Here is a 16,387-nt window from a genome sequence, read left to right as displayed (position 1 = left end):
CTTAGCCGCACGCTATCAGCGAGCCTTATTGCTCCTTTCGTATACGGGGCACCTTAACGATCGCTCCGTTAGCTCAGATGAGGAGGAAGCCCTGGACCGCCGGAAAGATAGTTTTGGACACGAGATCCTGCAGGTAGCGGATTACGAACGAGCGCTCTCGATCAACGGTTACTATGGTCAGCTCACGGTCAATGTCGCGGACGTGCCGTTCTGGGTGTCAGATGGTGAGGCCTTTGCTTATTGCCGAAGGGTAAGGGGCCGGCGCCAATTCATCATCGTGAACGCTGTCACGGGCGCAAAACAGCTGGCCTTTGATCATGATAAGCTGGCTGCCGCCCTGACCCGAGCAACGCAGAGGCATTGCGACGCTGACAATCTGCCGTTTCGTCGCTTTGACCTGGCTAGCGATGGTCGCGAGATCAGCTTCCAGATCGATAGCACCAGGTGGAGCTGCGATCTTGTGAGCTACACCTGTCTAGCCCAGAACGCTTCATCCAAAGTCCATGAGGAGAACCCCTATGGCAGCCCTCCGGTAGAAAATGATCCGAAGGAAAAAAGCGCATCTCCTGATGGTAAATGGCTGGCCTATATCAATAGGCACAATCTATTCCTGTGCAGCAAGGATGGCTCGCAGGACATGCCCTTGACCTGGGACGGATCCGAGAGCAACTACTACGCGTTGTCCACACTGAGGTGGTCTCCGAACTCGCGCTATCTTGCGGGATACCGGTTCCGCCCCGGGTACGAGCGTAAAATTCATTTCGTCGAATCGTCGCCGACCGACCAGCTTCATCCGAGGCGCCGGACCATGACGTATCCTAAGCCTGGCGACCTGTTGACAGTATCACACCCGGTGCTCTTTGAGATCGGCAGCCGTCGCGAGATCCAACTCGACAACAGTCTATTCCGAAATCCTTACGAACTTTCGCCGATCGAGTGGTGGGAGGACAGTCGAGGTTTCACTTTTAAGTATAATCAACGAGGCCATCAGCTCTATCGCCTTCTAGAAGTGGTGGCAGCCACCGGAGAAGTCCGCTCGCTGATCGATGAGTGCAGCAAGACCTTCGTCGACTATCAGCCGCTGAACATGGACCAAGAGTGCGCTGGCAAAATCTTTCAGTTTAACGTTGCAGACGGGAAGGAGATCATCTGGGCGTCCGAGCGCGACGGATACGAGCATCTTTACCTATTCGATGGCCGAACCGGCGAGATTAAAAATCAGATCACCAAAGGCAAGTGGGTGGTCCGCACGGTCTATTTTGTCGATCCGGTGACCCGCCGGATCTGGTTTGGCGCGAGCGGAATGAACGCAGGCGAAGATCCTTACTTCATCCATGGCTACCGAATCGAATTTGACGGGACGGACCTGACTGCGCTCACCCCTCGAGCGGCAAATCATCACATCGAGTTCTCGCCAGATGGCCAATACTATGTAGACCTGTGTTCACGAATCGATCTTCCGCCGAGCCTGGTCTTATATCGAACCACTGACAATTCGGAGCTCATGCAGGTCGAAAGCGCCGACATTTCGGAGCTCGTGGCCGCTGGCTGGACGCCGCCGCTCAGCTTTCATGCGAAGGGGAGAGATGGCGAGGCTGATATTTGGGGGGTCATTCACCTTCCCATTAATTTCGATCAAACCAAGCGATATCCGGTCGTTGAGAGAATATATGCTGGCCCTCACGGTTCGTTCGTTCCGAAGTCATTCTCAGCATCGGCCGAGCCGCTCGCGCAACTTGGATTCGTCGTTGTACAGATCGATGGAATGGGGACGAACAACCGCTCGCGAGCGTTCCACGACGTCGCCTGGAAAAATCTGAAGGACGGTGGGCTTCCCGACCGAATCCTGTGGCACAAGGCGGCGAGCGTAAACTATCCGTGGTACGATATTTCAAACCTTGGCATTTTTGGTGCGTCCGCCGGTGGTCAGAATGCGGTGAGCGCACTCCTCTTCCATTCTGAGTTCTACAAGGTTGGGGTCGCCAATTGCGGTTGCTATGACAACCGAATGGACAAGATCTGGTGGAATGAGCAGTGGATGGGCTGGCCGGTCGGCATCGAATATTCACAATCCTCCGCCGTCGACAACGCGCACCGATTACGAGGTAAGCTGTTGCTGATTGTCGGCGAACTGGATGAAAACGTCGATCCATCATCCACCTTCCAGCTTGCCGACCGTCTTATCGACGCAGGAAAATTCTTCGACATGCTTGTGGTGCCGAACGCGAACCACGGAGTGCCGGGCAATTACTGCGAACTAAAGCTCGTGGACTTCTTCGTTCGCAACATTCTTTGGCAGACACCGCCTAACTGGAACGCGGCTTCGATCGAGTCGCTGAGCCGGTGCTGGATGCGAGGACGTGATGGCCAAAAACTAATTAGCTCGATCGAATCTCACAAGTGATGTCCGCGTTCTACGGTCGGACTATTTGGCCGATTCAGCGTTCGTGTGAAGCGCGGGTGACGGTGGGTCATTGGCGCTTCCATTGCGGTACGAAACGTACAGTTCTGCGTCTATTAGGATATATCGTGCCGGACCTCTCCTCGCTCATCGTCCGTGTAAGAGCCTCTGCTGGTAGATGGATGAGTCCGTCCAGATGGGAGCCAAATCGCTTTATGAACCATTCCATCCCGGAAGTTCGAGCTCCTGTCCGGCGTCAACAGGTACGCCCTCCGCCGACCGCTCGATCATAAATGCGGGCGGAAATTGGCGACGCCGCTGATGTCGGCATCCCTCAACGATACGGCCATATCCTCCCAGCAAGCGAACGGGTCGATCATGATTATCGCCGCATAGACATGAGGAGCGGACGTTGCCTGGTCGAGGGTTACCAAGTCTCGCAAACGACAGTCGTTCCAGTCGAGGATTGGCAGGATCGCCATGACCAGCAGGGAGCCTTCTGGAAGGCTGCGCAAAGAGCGTGCGTAGACTTGCAATTGTCCGCCTTTAGCTATGTCCGACATCTGTGTGGTAAGTTTGCCGGGAACACTCGCGCTCAACGTTTCTACCCAATGTTACCCATTTGGACGCCTCACCGATCTTATACCCGGGTAGAGCCGGGTCTAGACCACCTGTTGTTAGGAATGGTTCTGGGAGGAAGATCGTGTCTCACCATTGTACGGACGACCAGAGGTCGGCCCGTGATGGTAACCTGTCCAAACTGGCGACTGGATCCGCGACTACGGATGCGGTCGCGATCGTGGCCACGCTGGATACCAAGGGCCGCGAGGCGTCTTACCTTGCGAATATTATCGAGGCGTGCGGCCGCAAGACCATCCTGATCGACATTGGCACTAGGAGGGATGACGGCGACAAACCAGCAGATGCGAAGACCCCACGGAACTCTTGAAGCAGATTGCTGAAAGGACGTCGCTTGCCTATGTCGCAAGCCCTCAAGACGCCAAAGCGATGGCAAGTGCAGGGGCCGACTGCATGGTCCCACATGTCGGCGCAACGCGCGGCGGGCTGGTCGGTCATGAGGAGGGGCAATCCCTTAAGGAGGCGATCCGGCGCATCAATGAGATCAACGCGGCGGCGCGAAGCATCCGGTCGGACGTCCTCTCGCTTTGCCATGGTGGGGCAATTGCCGAGCCTGAAGATACGATCGAGGTCTATCGGACGACCGAGTGTGTCGGCTTTGTTGGCGCATCCTCGATCGACAGAATTCCAATTGAGCGGGCAGTGAAAACAGCGGCGGCGGAATTCAAGGCTGTCCCGCTTCCGCAAACTCATTGATGTTAACTGCAACGTGCAGCGAGGCCGCATGAACGCACTAAATGACCGAGCTAAGCCGGACACGATCGCTTTCGCCTCCAAAGGAGAGACGAGGGCGGATCAAGACTGGGAGACAGATGTCCTCGTGATCGGAAGCGGCGCGGCTGGACTGTCGGCGGCGCTCTATGCGGCAAAGGCCGGACTGCGCGTCATTGTATGCGAGAAATCTCCGCGACTTGACGGAACGACGGCCCTGTCGAATGGCATGATCTGGGTTCCTTGTTCTGCTCAGGCGCGCGCGGCTAAAATCGATGACACCATCGCCAATGCGAGGACATACCCGCAGCACGAACTCGGCGTTCATTATCGTGCGCAATTCATTGATGCTTATCTTGAAGACGGCCCGGCGGCGCTAACCGCGCTCGAGAACGGCACGAGTGTCAAGTTTACCCTGGCCACTACGCCCGATTATCACTCGAGCCAGCTTGGCGGCGCTGATAAGGGACGGGCACTGAGCCCCGCCCCCTATGATGGGCGGCTTCTAGGCAAGGACTTCGATTTGATTGGTGATCCCATTCGGGTTGTGCTCGGGGGCATGATGATCTCATCGAGTGAGGTGAGAAGCTTTCTCAACCCACTCCCATCTGTTGCGTCGCTCAAACACGTCTTAACTCGCCTGAGCCGCTATGCGCGGGATCGGCTCAGCTTCAGGCGTGGTACTGAGCTCAGCGGCGGGAATGCCTTGATCGCGCGGCTGCTGGTGAGCCTGCGCGAGTACGGCGTAGAAATTTGGCCATCTTCTCCAGCGGTCGAACTCACGAAGGAAGGCGGACGCGTCACGGGTGCCATTATCAAGCGGATCAACGTTGGCATCCGCGTGCGCGCCTCACGTGGTGTCGTTCTCGCAACTGGCGGCTTTGCCCGGAACGCGCAGTTGAGAACGCACCTCGGTGGTGCACACCAGCATGATGTTACGTTGGCCCACGCCGATGTTAACGGTGACGGCATTGGGCTTGCAACTATGCTCGGGGCCGCCATCGACAAAGATGTCGCATCGGCGGGCTTCTGGACCCCGGTTTCGATCCTGAAACGCGGCAGCGGCTCGCAGGTTGTGCCATACGCCTGGCTCGACCGCGGCCGTCCTGGGGTCTCTGCTGTCGGTCCAAATGTCAGACGCTTCGTCAACGAATCGAATTCGTATCACGATATTTGCCTGGCAATGTTTGAAAACGGCTATCCAGCAGATAAGCGATTCTACTTCATCTGCGATCACCAGTTCGTTCGATTGAGGGGCATGGGACACCTACTGCCATGGCCCTGGACCTTGAGCATCGGAAAATATCTCCGCCTTGGCTACGTCAAGGCAGGTGAAACGATTTCTGAGCTCGCAGAGCAGCTGGGACTAGATCCCCTTTGCTTCAAAAGACGATCGAGGAACACAACGGGCACGCTGCCCAAGGACGGGATCCCCTCTTTAAGCGTGGGGAATCGGGTTTTAATCGCACGCTCGGCGATCCGACCGTCGGAAAAAATCCAAATCTTGGACCAATCAAAAACGGACCGTTTGTTGCGCTGCCGATCGTTGCGGCAACGCTTGGCACGGCGACGGGATTCGCGACGGATAGTTACGGAAACGTCCTGGATGAACAAGGCAACGCAATCCAGGGTTTTTATGCTTGCGGCAATGACATGACGTCGCCGATGCGCGGAATTTATCCGGGGCAGGCATAACAATCGGTCCCGCCATCGTATTCGCATATCGCACCGTCAACGCAATAGGGCTTTCCGCTGATCAGGAGCAAAAAGCCGTCGCCTCCCGAGCTTGACCGTCTACCACACTCGTCGGGGGATATGTGCTCGGGTCCGGGGCGCGCATCGATAGAAACGTCGGCCCCGCCCCGCGACATCCTCGAGAGGGCGGTCGCGTCCGAGTTCGGTGAGCCCCGTCGGAGGGGAGATCGCCGCACCAACTGTCTTCGATGTATCGCAAAGAGCTGGGCTCCCAATAGGTGTTCCAAGACAAATGACAGCGGGAGAAATCGATCGTTCAACAGCTAGGCGGCGTAGTGAGGAGGCGAAAATGTCAGGACAAGCGGCGCAGGCGTCTGCTTCCCCGACGCGATCGCAATCCACTGGCCGCGAGGCAGTGATGCAACTCGACAAGATCGATTTTCGTCTTCTTGATCTCGTCCAACGAGACAATCGCCTCTGTAGTGAACAACTTGGAGGGAAGGTCGGCCTATCCGCATCCGGAGTTCAACGTCGGCTGAAGCGCCTTCGATCGACGGGTGTCATAGAGGCCGACGTTTCCATCATTTCTCCAAAAGCAATTGGGCGTAATGTGACCGCAGTGGTTCTCATTTCCTTGGAGCGCGCGCGTGCCGATACCGTTGATCGTCTAAAGAGCCAAATTTGCAAGATGTCTGAAGTGATGAGCGCATTCTATGTTACAGGTCTGGCTGACCTCGTCTTGCTAGTTACCGTAAACGATATGGAAGATTACGAGCGGTTTGCCCGGCGCCTTACAGACGAAAGTTCAGACATAAAGCGCATTGAAACAATGGTGGTCATGGATCGGTTCAAAGCAGGATTTACTTTGCCAATAGCCTCCATCGCGTGGTGTTAACCACTTGCGCAACGATTTCTCCGTCTCGCGGCTCGGTGCCCCTCAAGCGCACCCGGAAAATCGTCATCGTCGCAACGCAAATCTTGGATTCCATGGTGGCTGGGCCGATTCCGCCGCGGGCGGAAATCTCAGATGTCGCTACCGCCATCTATGATGGAGCCGATGCAGTGATGCTATCTGCTGAATCGGGAAGCGGGGCCTAACCAAGCTCTTCAGAAACAACTAGGGCGTTTCGGCATTCAGCCGGGGAAGAAGCGAAGGGGGTAAGGTAAGATCCTCGTCAAGATCTATGACACGTTATCTGCGGAACTTGGCGCAGCCACTGCGAAGCTCGACGCGATCGCTTGATTAGCGATTAGCAGAATCCGCGTCAATTAGCGAATAGCTCGTACTGCGGCCGCCGGCCGCGTCCTTGGTCAGCACGCCTTTTGCGACAAGATCGTCAATGTCACGCAGAGCTGTGTCCTGCGATGACTTCGTTAACAGCGCCCACTTCGACGAGGTGAGCTTGCCTTCGAAGCCTTCGAATAGGCGTTCGATCATTGCGCGCTGGCGGTCGTTGAAGCTTTGCTCGGCATGCTTCTTCCAGAAGCGGGCCTTTCGAAGAACTGACGCCAGGATTGTGTCAGCGCGATCGAAGGCACGATCGAGGCAATCAAGAAACCATTCGAGCCATTCGGTGATGTCGAGTTCACCTTTCTGGGTGGCTTCCAGAATATCGTAGTAGGCGTTACGCACCTGCCGGATCTGGGCCGACATGCTGTAGAAGCGCTGCGAGCTGTTCTCGGAGCGGGCCAGCGCCATATCGGCTATCGCGCGGGCAATGCGGCCATTGCCGTCTTCGAACGGATGGATGGTGACGAACCAAAGGTGCGCGATCGCCGCCTTCAACACGGCATCGATTTCCTGCTCGCCATTGAACCAATCAATGAAGGCTTTCATCTCGTCGGCCAGCAAGGCGGCTTTGGGGGCTTCGTAATGTACCCGCTCGCGTCCGATCGGCCCCGAGACGACTTGCATTGGACCCGACGCCTCAGTGCGCCAGGCACCGACGGTGATCTTGTTCATGCCGCTGCGCCCCGTGGGGAACAAGGCTGCCTGCCAGCCAAACAACCGTTCGGCGCTGAGGGGCGTGCTGTACTTTCCAGTGGCGTCGAGCATCATCTCCACGATGCCTTCGACGTTGCGCTCCGAAGGGGTGAGGGCGCCGATATCGATTCCGAGACGACGTGCCAGCGATGAACGCACCTGTTCGCGGCTGAGAACCTCGCCTTCGATTTCGCTCGACTTGGTGACTTCTTCGGTGAGGGCCTCAAGATTTGCTTCTGTCTTGAGTCTGATGCCGAGCTCCTCCATACGCCCCGAAAGACGTCCCTGGCGATTGCGCACCGCCGCCAGCTTCTGGGCAAGCTTTGAGGCGTCCCAGGTGAAGTGGGGCCAGTCCTTCAGCTCATGGATATAGGTTGTCATTATCCGCACCTTTTGCGGAGAATATACCCAAATCTCCGCAAAAGCAAGTTATTCTCCGCATATTGTGCGGTGAAAGTAGTGGATAATCTCCGCACGTTTAGAGGGAAGGATTAGTAAGAGTCCTCGAAAAGCTCAGTAATTTGGCTTGTATTATGAGATACGTCCAAGTTTCTGAGCTTTTCAAATCAACGCAGCAGAATTCAAAGCATGGCGGCAGGGCCTGGGATTGACCCAGCAAGACGCTGTTGACCGGCTCGATGTCAGCCGGACGACCATTCAGAATTGGGAAAATAGCACCCCGATCCCCCAGACCGTCGATATACGCTGCAAGGTCTGGGAGCACCGTTTCCGACAGGAGAACCCCGCCATTGGTCCGCTCACGCTGATCTACAGCGACGCACCGATGTTCGTGGACCCCTATGGTCCCCGGCGCCGGCTTGCGATGATCCAGCAAGAGCCACATCCAACGAACGCCGCTGTCCTTGCCCGTGTTCAACAACTGGCTGGCCAGCCCAACTTCCACAACCCGTTCGTCGTCGCAGCCGACCAGTCCACGCTGTGGAATTTGCCGGAGCTGGCTCGCGTTATCAGTGGTGAGGATCAACAGGCGCCGACGCTAGCCAACATGCTGCGTAAAGCGGCGACGATTGTTCGCGAAGACTCCGCCAATTTCGTGCGCAATGGCGCAGGCTGGCCGACTCAGGTCGAGATTGCGGCGCGCCACGAAGACATCATTGCGCAAGCCGATCTTCTCGAGAGCTTCGCCGGCGATAGTTTTCCGACAATCGCGCGGCACCAACTGGCTATTGAGGATGTTTTTGCGAATCTTCTTGGTCTCCGAGCGCCCGATGCGCTCGTATCAGGCATTGCCTTTGCCCTAAGCGTATTCGATCGATAACGGTCGATGCCGATGAAGAGACCGCGAAACGCCATGACGCACCTTAGGACCTGACGATCCCGACCGAGAATGCCCTGTTCGGCTTCTCGGCCTTCTCAAGCACGACAGGGGAGAAGCTCTTTTCCTGAGCGATGTGCTTGTTCCCAACCTTCTCGAACCAGACGCACCAAACCGCCTCTGCTGGAGCATTGCGGTTATGCCGACCTTTTCGACTGTCATCACGGGGCCGCCCGATTTCACTCGAACCAGGTCGTCCGGTTTGAATTCACTGCCTTCCATCTTTCATCTCTTTCGAGTTGCCTTGAGCCTGCTGGGTTTGGCATTTGTAACGTCAATTGTTCTTTATTTGTTCGTTTCGCAACTGTTCCTGCATCATCATCCACAGGACGCGTCCCGGTAGAAGTAAATGGTTTGGATAATGGCGCCAGAATCAACTGATGCTTGATAAATTTAGAGAATTTCAAACTAGCCTTTCGGTTTGAAAATATGCTATTATATCAATCATGGATAGACAAAAAGGCCAACTCCTAAACCAGCTCGACAAGCTCCTGCCTGAGGGGCTTGTCGTGGATTCCGCCTGGCTCAAGCGGCACGGCTACTCCACCCAGCTCCAACATCTGTATGTGACGCGTGGCTGGCTCGAACAGCCAACCCGCGGGGTTTTCCGGCGACCGCGCTACGAATTGAGCTGGCAGCAGGTCGTCATATCCCTGCAGGGCATCCTGAACTATTCACCGCTCGTCGTGGGCGGGCGAACGGCGCTCGAATTACAAGGATACGCTCACTACCTGCCGCAAGCGACGACTCGCGTTCACCTCTACGGCCCCAAGTCTCCGCCGTCCTGGGTGAACAAGCTGCCGCTGTCCGTGAAGTTCGTCTACCACAACGACCGGCGGCTCTTCAAAAACGAACCCGTCGCGAAGGGCATAAGCAGTGTCCGCTGGAATGTCGAAACCGGGAAGATGCTCGATGATACGGCTTTTCGGGGAGGCGACGTAACTCAACTGAACTGGGGCCAATGGGACTGGCCTCTAACCCTGTCGACGCCCGAGCGCGCCGTTTTCGAGCTGCTCGACGAATTGCCCAACAACGAAAGCTTCGAACAGGTCGATGCTCTACTCGGTGGCCTTGCCAATCTTCGGCCCGATCGCTTGCAAAAACTCCTGAAGGATTGCGCAAGCGTTAAGGTGAAGCGTCTCTTCTTTTACTTCGCCGACCGTCACAACCATGCTTGGCTCAAACGGCTTAACAAGCAAGCCGTCGATCTTGGGCATGGTAAACGTATGCTCGTCAAAGGTGGTGTTCTCGATCCGACCTATCAAATAACCGTCCCGGGAGATCTCGATGGCGTTCGCTGACGCTTACAAAAGGCAGGTCGCGCTGTTGCTGCGCGTTCTCCCATTTGTCGCCGAAGAGAAATGCTTCGCCCTGAAAGGAGGAACTGCGATCAACCTCTTCGTTCGCGACTTGCCCCGTCTCTCCGTCGATATCGATCTAACCTATGTTCCTGTCGCGCCGCGCGCCGAGTCCCTCGCCGATATTGATGCGTCCATGAAGCGCATCGTTGCAGAGATTAAAGAGAAGATCCCCGGGGCACAGGTCCATGAGACCCGTAAAGAGGCCACGATCGTCAAACTGGTGGTTCGCTCGCAGAACGTCCAGATCAAGATTGAAGTCACGCCTGTGCTGCGTGGCTGCGTCTTCGAGCCGGTCGTGACTTCGGTGCGTCCCGCCGTCGAAGAGGCGTTTGGTTTCGCTGAGGCTCGCACGGTCTCTTTTGCTGACCTCTATGGCGGAAAAATTGTCGCCGCTTTGGATCGCCAGCATCCGCGTGATCTGTTCGATATTCGCGACCTGCTGGCCAATGAGGGAATTACCGATGAACTCCGCAAGGCCTTCATCGTCTATCTCTTGAGTCACGACAGGCCGATGTTCGAGGTACTTGGCTCGCCACAAAAAGATATCAGCGATGAATTCCTTCACGGCTTCGAAGGGATGAGGGACAAGCCCGTTTCAAAGGACGAGCTGGTTGCCGCGCGCAAGACCCTGGTCGAAGAAATTGTCGGTAAGATGCCAGAGGCTCACCGGAAATTTCTCGTATCGTTCGAGCGCGGCGAGCCTGATTGGGATCTCCTCGGCATCCCCGCCGCCGCCGATCTGCCTGCCGTCAAATGGCGTCAGCAGAATCTCGACAAGCTATCGAAAGAAAAGCGCGCAGAGCTCGTTGCGGCCCTGGAAAAAGTCCTCAACTCTCGCGCCTAGCTTACCGGCGCGACAAGCCTTTCAGCTCCGCCCGACGCCTGGGGACGAGGTGTCGTGTCTCTGCCGAATCGAACCCGGCCTGCTCAAGCTGGCGTATGGTGCCAGTCAGTGCAACGATCTGCGCCCGAAGATGAAGCAATCGGATCGGCTGCTTCTCTTGCCCCCTGATAAATCCTGCCAGCACTAACTTGCGCGCACAGAGCACGGAGCCCAACCTGAAGAGGGGCAGTTTCGACGTCTCGGCCAGATAATACACTTTGCGTCGAAACTCCCGTGATCCAAACAGATATTCTGCGATTGCAGCAGCACCTTCCAGGATGTCGTCAGCACGTACGTCTAAGCTGGCGGCCTTCGGCTCCATGTGTCCTCCCAATTTCTGTTGATTGGTCCTCGGCGGCTGCAAAGGACATTCCCTGGGCAATATGGGAGTGTTCGCTTGAATCTCGCTGGCCGGGCCTCAGGTTCGACCTGCCAAAATCAGGTAACCCCACTGTCCTGGCACGCTCTGAGCTTCGACAAACGCACCGAGGGAACAGGCTCATTGTCTTTTTTTGGTAGGTCCGAAGTCAATTTTAAAATGCTGCATTGCAGAAGGTTTCCAACCATTCCGATGAAAAGGTCGCTCGTATTGCGAGCGGCCACTCTGGCTCATGCGCCGCTATGCAGCGGATTCTGCTGCGCCATCGAGATCACTTCGATCGCCCGGCGTGTAGTCATAGGGGAGCGTCAGTTGAGAACGAAACCCAAATAGCGGCAACATGCAGAGATGAAAGATCAGCCAGCATGCGTAGACCGCATCATCGCCGTACGGGTCACCATCGCTGAGCAAGCCATGCGAAAGCCAGTTACGAAGATTGGGACCGATCTTTTTCAAGAACGCATTCTCGATATTCGCGATGATAGCGTCGCCCAATACAGCTAAGAGCTCCGATCGCATCTGATCAAAGAGCGAGGAGATTGTACGATCTTACTGTGTCTTGGTCGCGTCATCCAGCTTCGAGACGTCATGTCCCGAACTCTTGAGCACATGCCGAAGCGATTGCTCAAGGAGAGGCGTCAGAATATAGGTCGCTCCGACAAAATCGCCCTGGAAGAAGCGGGTGAAACCGCGGGAGTAGGTCATGACAAGATTGAGCGGTACGAAAGCGCTATGTACGAGCAACTGCTCAAACACGTCATCGGCGATATAGTAATCTCTGGTAATGGTCTGACGCGCAATCTCGGCCGCAGCTGCTGCGATGTGTCGACGAATTCTTTCGCCCTCTGCGACCTGGCGCTCGACGGCTGAAGCATCTGCACCATCACCCAAGCCGGCGCCCTCGCTCCGGTGCACGACTTTGCCCTCACGGTCATGGTGTGAGCCGCCGAAGAGCGATGATAACGGGTGTTCCCGGATGGTGTCTCGCGCTTCCTGCTTGAGCGCTGCCGGATCGGGAGATCTACTGAGCGCCGCAAAAGCGAACAGCTTGTCGCGCAGGGGGCTGCATCTGCTGTTCGACCTGTCTCGCCAACTCCTCGATGTCTGTAGGAATGGAGAAATCGGACGTCTCGTCGGCAATGCCGGCCTGAACATCTACCAGCCGATGCCTTAGCTCTTTTCGTCGATCCTTCGCGCCGGGCACGCCGTGCAACTAGCCTATCGCTTCGGTAAGTGTCTGGGAGGCCAAAAGAGCCATCGGCTGGCTGGCCGCGATGGCGACAAGTTGGTCGGCGGCCGAGGACTGCGAGCGGTGCTGATCGTCGGTCCTTTTCGCAAGGCGATACCCGCGTGCCGCCATACGCCATAGTTTGACGATCGTGTGCGGATCGGAGCCCTCGGGAAGCTTGGCGATGAGTGCCTCAATCTGACTGCTGATCTCGCCGGCATCGCCAACGCCAAAATCGAGAGCTAGATGACTAAACCAGAGGGAGGGGACCATCAATCCCTGCTCGAAGGCCTTCACCCTTAGTGCCGATACAATATCTCGCGCTGCCGCAGGGCCTCGCTTGTCAGCCCCAATGGCACGGCCGATTAAGAGGGCCCGACGGAGCAGATCGCGGGCGTCGAACGTAAGGACGCCACGATCATCCTCGCCGCGAAACCGAAGTTCGCCCGCGCCAACCTTCGCCACGATATCGGCGTAGGACTCGGCGGCTATGGCTGCGAGCTGAGCCTTGCGATCGACGACCCAACAGATGTCCGCAAGCCGTGCGCGAAGGACCGGATGCGTGGCGCGCCTTGCCATCTCCGCCAGTACCTCAGCAGGCGGACCGCAAAAATCGACCGGAAGGGCTGTGCGACGACCATCGGCGGTAACCATCAGCGCCCCGAAGGGCTCGTTCGGTTCTTTCGATCGGAATATCATCCCAGCAGCCGCCGACAGCATCTGGAAGACGCGGGCCGCTGGCGTATCGGCCAATTCACCATTCGAACCGATGGACCCGCCGGCCGCGCTGAATAGGTCCGACAAGGTTGAGCTATCCGCGCTCTTCGATTCCGCTACAGGAGCCTCGAAGTCGAAATCAGTGAGGTCAGATAGAGTCGCTCTTGCCCAGGGCGGCGGTGGCGGGTTTGACGCGCTTGCGTCCTCTGATGCATTGCCGGGAGATAAATCCTCCATAGTCCTCTCATCATTGCGGTGGGGTTCGCGTGAGGGTTGATAGCTTCCTATTTGGGGATTGATGAGTGAGCGATCAAGGTGGCTCGCGCGCTGCGGGGGAAGTGTGTAGGACGCGGCGCGGTAGCTCTCCCGATTACTGACCATTTCGGTTCATTCCAGAGCGATTCCCGACCCTTTCGCTCTCGATCAATGTCTGATCCCGCTAGCCTCTCCGATCAACCACAAGAGAGGAGATACCCATGAAAGTCATCACCATAGGAAAGAAGCTGGTACCCGTCGAACAGGTCGCGTTCGTCGAGCCGTTCGATCCCGCAGCCAATCCCGAATTCAAACCCGAGAAGGACTACAAGGGCCGGATCGTCCTGCTCAATCGGGACATCGCACTCACCGAGCAGACGCCGCAAGAGTTTGCGGCTGAATACGAGCTCCACCTCTTCACCGAGGACAGTGTTGCCGTCAATCGGGCCATCGTGTTCAGAGTCGAGACCTTCGAGCCGACCGAGAGCTTCAAGCCAGCGAAGCCCTACAAGACACGGCTCAAATGGCGGGATCTGACCGGCGGGGAGCAGAGCAAGCTTCTTCTGACCGAGGCCGAGACCGTCATCGCTGAAATCCTTGGCGCCAAGGCAGAACTGCCCAAGCCGGCGAAGCGTCCTACGCGGCGGCCTGGCAGAGGCCGCAATGGATCGCGCCGCATGGAGGCTTATCGCACCTAGAGAGCGCAGGTAGCAAATCAAGCCCCGGTTGGACCTCCAGTCTTGTACCGTGCATGCTAAAGAAAGACGTTTTGCGGGAGAGCGGAGATGCGAAAGCTCGTCGATACGAACTACCTCAAGTCCGAAAAACTGCGCGAATATCTAGCCGATCCGCGAACATCGCCGTTATCCCCGACTACGTTATGATCGAAGCGCTCGCCAGTAGCGATGCAGCATCCATCTGCGAACGGTTCAAGATTCTGGCCGAATACCCCGGCCAGGTCAGGGTCTTGAAGTCAACCCATGCGATCAGCGGCCTGCGTGCAAAGCGGCGAAGCCGTGGTCTTCAGAAGCGCCTCATCGAGCGCGATCAAACCGCCAATTTCAGCAAGTTCTATGCAACGCTTGAGCGGGCGCGCGACGGCGACAAGCCTGCTAAGCGGCTCCTGGCGCAGAAGTCGGCTGCGGCGGCCGCCGAAATCGCGCAATTGCGAAAGGGTCAGGAGACCTACACCGCCAATCTGGCCGAGCATGCCAAGAAATACACGGATGCCGAGCTTGCCATTCTGACCAAGGGAAAGCCAATCCCTCAGGAGTTGTTCAGCAAGGTCACGGGAGAGATCGTCGCACTCGCCGACAACATGTTCATGGCGCATGGCTACTTCAAGAAGCAGCCTCCGACGAGGACGTTGTCCAACGCATGCATATTCCGCTACGCCGTTGCGGGCTATGTCGTGGCGCTTCGCTGCATCAAGGAAGGTGGCGCGCAAGGAGCATCGGCGGAGAACATAGGCAACCACATCATTGATGCGATGATCGCGGCATATGCAACGTATTTCGATGGCTTCCTCAGCGAGGACAAGAGAGCGCAACAAATCTATGAGACCACAGGCGATCTGCTGAAGTTCTATCATCACGACATCAAACGCTTCGAAGAAGCGTCTGCGGCAGCAAAGGTTTCTGCGGATGCAACCATCAGTAAGGCGACAGCCCTCGCCGAAGCATGACACGCCGAATGTTGTCACAACGGCCGCCGTCAGGCGGCCGTTAAGGGGACACCGGACGAGCTCGACTTCGAACCCGTCTTCAAGCTGTTCAACCCTTGCGGAGCCGCCACCTGGCTGCTCACCGAGATTGATCCCGACGATCACACCGTCGCCTGGGGCCTTTGCGATCTCGGCATCGGCTTCCCCGAGTTCGGCACCGTCGGCCTGACGGAGCTCGCCGCCTATCGCGGGCGCCTTGGGCTCGCGATCGAACGCGATCTTCACTTCAAGGCGCGCGGGCCGATCTCGGCCTACATTCAAGCCGTCAATAAGGCAGATCGGATTGTCGAAGACATTCGCTTGTAAGGCCGAGATGGAGGTGCTCAATGAGCATCTCCATCATCGTCTTCGGCGGGGCAATACCTTAGTCAAGAAATGTACAGGCCGCCCCCTGTTCATCGGCGAGGTTCAACATCTGCGCCGGCCCGGCGCGACGCCTCCTGACGAACAGTCCAATCGTTCGCCAGAGGTCCGCGAACAAGTTCGGTCTTGTCGGCTCCTCGAAGCCCTGTCGAATCTCGCGCCATGTTTGCCGGGGCATGCGAATCCCTACATCGACGGACGACGCGCCGCCCGCAAAAAGCGGGTGGAGGTATTCAAGCGCATAGCCTGCCACCCAGATAAAATCGCGCGATCCTGCGTGGAGGTAAGGATTGCTCCACCGGTAAATCCTGGCAACATCGTGAAAATCGACAGCGAACTCGATGTTGCTGAGGTGAGGCCTGATCGCATCGAAGAGCTCACTAAGGGCGATCGGCACCAGACCGCCATTCCTCGTATCGATATAGCTATACACGCCGAAAGCCGACCGAAGCCGGTTCTCAATGGCAGTCCGCAACACGGCGACGCCGATGAAGGGCGCTCGGTCTCTGAAAGTCATTCCCGAGAAACGCCCATAAACGGCTTGCTCGGCTCCTCGGTATATCTCGAATGGATGTTCCTGAGTGCGCCGCTAACCGCCATACGTCCCCGGCAATTCCAACAGGCAGTGAGACGCCTGGGGATAGAGGCGCTCTACCGCCGGCCGCGCACCACCAAGCCCGAGCCTGGACACAAGATCTATCCATATCTGCTG

The 16,387-nt window shown here is 57.0% G+C and carries 17 protein-coding genes and 4 pseudogenes; 14 read left to right on the top strand and 7 right to left on the bottom strand.

Annotated elements, in window-relative coordinates:
* Positions 1-91: 91 nt before the first annotated feature.
* Positions 92-2,404, top strand: coding sequence for a S9 family peptidase (locus XH79_RS20165; RefSeq protein WP_271526931.1), 2,313 nt, complete (start codon positions 92-94; stop codon positions 2,402-2,404).
* A gap of 284 nt (positions 2,405-2,688) precedes the next feature.
* On the opposite strand, the gene XH79_RS20160 is transcribed toward XH79_RS20165, so the two are convergent.
* The gene (locus XH79_RS20160) at positions 2,689-3,000 is read right to left on the bottom strand and encodes a hypothetical protein (protein ID WP_208757062.1); all 312 of its coding nucleotides are present in this window, start codon (positions 2,998-3,000) and stop codon (positions 2,689-2,691) included.
* A 104-nt stretch (positions 3,001-3,104) separates the two neighbouring features.
* Here XH79_RS20160 and XH79_RS43130 point away from each other — a divergent pair, with 104 nt between their 5' ends.
* The 6 genes and pseudogenes from XH79_RS43130 to XH79_RS20130 form a co-directional block, all read left to right on the top strand.
* The gene (locus XH79_RS43130) at positions 3,105-3,350 is read left to right on the top strand and encodes a Tm-1-like ATP-binding domain-containing protein (RefSeq protein ID WP_333909286.1); all 246 of its coding nucleotides are present in this window, start codon (positions 3,105-3,107) and stop codon (positions 3,348-3,350) included.
* The gene (locus XH79_RS20150) at positions 3,347-3,736 is read left to right on the top strand and encodes a phosphoenolpyruvate hydrolase family protein (protein ID WP_245471682.1); all 390 of its coding nucleotides are present in this window, start codon (positions 3,347-3,349) and stop codon (positions 3,734-3,736) included. Before XH79_RS43130 ends, XH79_RS20150 begins: the two co-directional genes overlap by 4 nt.
* A gap of 28 nt (positions 3,737-3,764) precedes the next feature.
* Positions 3,765-4,985, top strand: a pseudogene (locus XH79_RS20145) (FAD-dependent oxidoreductase); the annotation flags it as partial.
* A 143-nt stretch (positions 4,986-5,128) separates the two neighbouring features.
* A complete protein-coding gene (locus tag XH79_RS20140) occupies positions 5,129-5,446 on the top strand; it encodes an FAD-binding protein (protein WP_271526929.1) in 318 nt (105 codons plus the stop codon).
* Between the two features lie 418 nt (positions 5,447-5,864).
* Positions 5,865-6,341: an Lrp/AsnC family transcriptional regulator gene (locus XH79_RS20135; RefSeq protein ID WP_271526927.1), complete on the top strand. Its 477-nt coding sequence runs from the start codon at positions 5,865-5,867 to the stop codon at positions 6,339-6,341.
* Positions 6,342-6,397: 56 nt separating this feature from the next.
* Positions 6,398-6,538: pseudogene (locus XH79_RS20130) on the top strand (pyruvate kinase); the annotation flags it as partial.
* 151 nt (positions 6,539-6,689) lie between these two features.
* On the opposite strand, the gene XH79_RS20125 reads toward XH79_RS20130, so the two are convergent.
* Positions 6,690-7,811 (bottom strand): Fic family protein, encoded by a 1,122-nt coding sequence (locus tag XH79_RS20125; protein ID WP_271526489.1) that lies wholly within the window; start codon positions 7,809-7,811, stop codon positions 6,690-6,692.
* 184 nt (positions 7,812-7,995) lie between these two features.
* On the opposite strand from XH79_RS20125, the gene XH79_RS20120 reads away from it, so the two are divergent.
* Positions 7,996-8,709, top strand: coding sequence for a helix-turn-helix domain-containing protein (locus XH79_RS20120; RefSeq protein ID WP_271526925.1), 714 nt, complete (start codon positions 7,996-7,998; stop codon positions 8,707-8,709).
* A gap of 236 nt (positions 8,710-8,945) precedes the next feature.
* Here XH79_RS20120 and XH79_RS20115 read toward each other — a convergent pair whose 3' ends face one another.
* Positions 8,946-9,173, bottom strand: a complete 228-nt coding sequence (locus XH79_RS20115; RefSeq protein ID WP_271582764.1) for a hypothetical protein — start codon at positions 9,171-9,173, stop codon at positions 8,946-8,948.
* 39 nt (positions 9,174-9,212) lie between these two features.
* On the opposite strand from XH79_RS20115, the gene XH79_RS20110 reads away from it, so the two are divergent.
* Both XH79_RS20110 and XH79_RS20105 read left to right on the top strand, forming a co-directional pair.
* Positions 9,213-10,067 carry a type IV toxin-antitoxin system AbiEi family antitoxin domain-containing protein gene (locus XH79_RS20110; protein ID WP_271526488.1) on the top strand — a complete coding sequence of 285 codons (855 nt, stop codon included), beginning with the start codon at positions 9,213-9,215 and terminating at the stop codon, positions 10,065-10,067.
* Positions 10,054-10,971 (top strand): nucleotidyl transferase AbiEii/AbiGii toxin family protein, encoded by a 918-nt coding sequence (locus tag XH79_RS20105; protein WP_271526487.1) that lies wholly within the window; start codon positions 10,054-10,056, stop codon positions 10,969-10,971. Before XH79_RS20110 ends, XH79_RS20105 begins: the two co-directional genes overlap by 14 nt.
* Position 10,972: 1 nt before the next feature.
* On the opposite strand, the gene XH79_RS20100 is transcribed toward XH79_RS20105, so the two are convergent.
* The 4 genes from XH79_RS20100 to XH79_RS20085 all read right to left on the bottom strand — a co-directional run bounded on the left by XH79_RS20100 (position 10,973) and on the right by XH79_RS20085 (position 13,571).
* Positions 10,973-11,332, bottom strand: coding sequence for a hypothetical protein (locus XH79_RS20100; protein WP_271526486.1), 360 nt, complete (start codon positions 11,330-11,332; stop codon positions 10,973-10,975).
* 297 nt (positions 11,333-11,629) lie between these two features.
* Positions 11,630-11,884 carry a DUF4209 domain-containing protein gene (locus XH79_RS20095; RefSeq protein ID WP_271526485.1) on the bottom strand — a complete coding sequence of 85 codons (255 nt, stop codon included), beginning with the start codon at positions 11,882-11,884 and terminating at the stop codon, positions 11,630-11,632.
* 54 nt (positions 11,885-11,938) lie between these two features.
* Positions 11,939-12,280 carry a hypothetical protein gene (locus XH79_RS20090; protein ID WP_271526484.1) on the bottom strand — a complete coding sequence of 114 codons (342 nt, stop codon included), beginning with the start codon at positions 12,278-12,280 and terminating at the stop codon, positions 11,939-11,941.
* 322 nt (positions 12,281-12,602) lie between these two features.
* The gene (locus tag XH79_RS20085; protein ID WP_442869965.1) at positions 12,603-13,571 is read right to left on the bottom strand and encodes a DUF7380 domain-containing protein; all 969 of its coding nucleotides are present in this window, start codon (positions 13,569-13,571) and stop codon (positions 12,603-12,605) included.
* A 239-nt stretch (positions 13,572-13,810) separates the two neighbouring features.
* Here XH79_RS20085 and XH79_RS20080 point away from each other — a divergent pair, with 239 nt between their 5' ends.
* From XH79_RS20080 to XH79_RS20065, 4 genes and pseudogenes are all read left to right on the top strand, one after another.
* Positions 13,811-14,287 (top strand): hypothetical protein, encoded by a 477-nt coding sequence (locus XH79_RS20080; RefSeq protein WP_271526482.1) that lies wholly within the window; start codon positions 13,811-13,813, stop codon positions 14,285-14,287.
* Positions 14,288-14,469: 182 nt separating this feature from the next.
* Complete coding sequence (locus XH79_RS20075) at positions 14,470-15,273, top strand: hypothetical protein (RefSeq protein ID WP_271526481.1); 804 nt, start codon at positions 14,470-14,472, stop codon at positions 15,271-15,273.
* A 78-nt stretch (positions 15,274-15,351) separates the two neighbouring features.
* Positions 15,352-15,618: pseudogene (locus XH79_RS20070) on the top strand (DUF2958 domain-containing protein); the annotation flags it as partial.
* Positions 15,596-16,387, top strand: a pseudogene (locus XH79_RS20065) (hypothetical protein); the annotation flags it as partial. The pseudogenes XH79_RS20070 and XH79_RS20065, both read left to right, overlap by 23 nt.

This window comes from Bradyrhizobium sp. CCBAU 45389 (assembly GCF_028128625.1).
GTDB classification, from domain to species: Bacteria; Pseudomonadota; Alphaproteobacteria; order Rhizobiales; family Xanthobacteraceae; genus Bradyrhizobium; species Bradyrhizobium liaoningense_B.
This window is presented reverse-complemented; position numbering and strand designations above follow the sequence as displayed.

Coding starts and splice junctions, on each gene's coding strand:
- XH79_RS20135 (WP_271526927.1), top strand. CDS start 5,865: ATGCAACTCGACAAGATCGATTTTCGTCTTCTTGATCTCGTCCAACGA.
- XH79_RS20125 (WP_271526489.1), bottom strand. CDS start 7,811: ATGACAACCTATATCCATGAGCTGAAGGACTGGCCCCACTTCACCTGG.
- XH79_RS20110 (WP_271526488.1), top strand. CDS start 9,213: ATGGATAGACAAAAAGGCCAACTCCTAAACCAGCTCGACAAGCTCCTG.
- XH79_RS20080 (WP_271526482.1), top strand. CDS start 13,811: ATGAAAGTCATCACCATAGGAAAGAAGCTGGTACCCGTCGAACAGGTC.
- XH79_RS20100 (WP_271526486.1), bottom strand. CDS start 11,332: ATGGAGCCGAAGGCCGCCAGCTTAGACGTACGTGCTGACGACATCCTG.
- XH79_RS20075 (WP_271526481.1), top strand. CDS start 14,470: ATGATCGAAGCGCTCGCCAGTAGCGATGCAGCATCCATCTGCGAACGG.
- XH79_RS20085 (WP_442869965.1), bottom strand. CDS start 13,571: ATGGAGGATTTATCTCCCGGCAATGCATCAGAGGACGCAAGCGCGTCA.
- XH79_RS20105 (WP_271526487.1), top strand. CDS start 10,054: ATGGCGTTCGCTGACGCTTACAAAAGGCAGGTCGCGCTGTTGCTGCGC.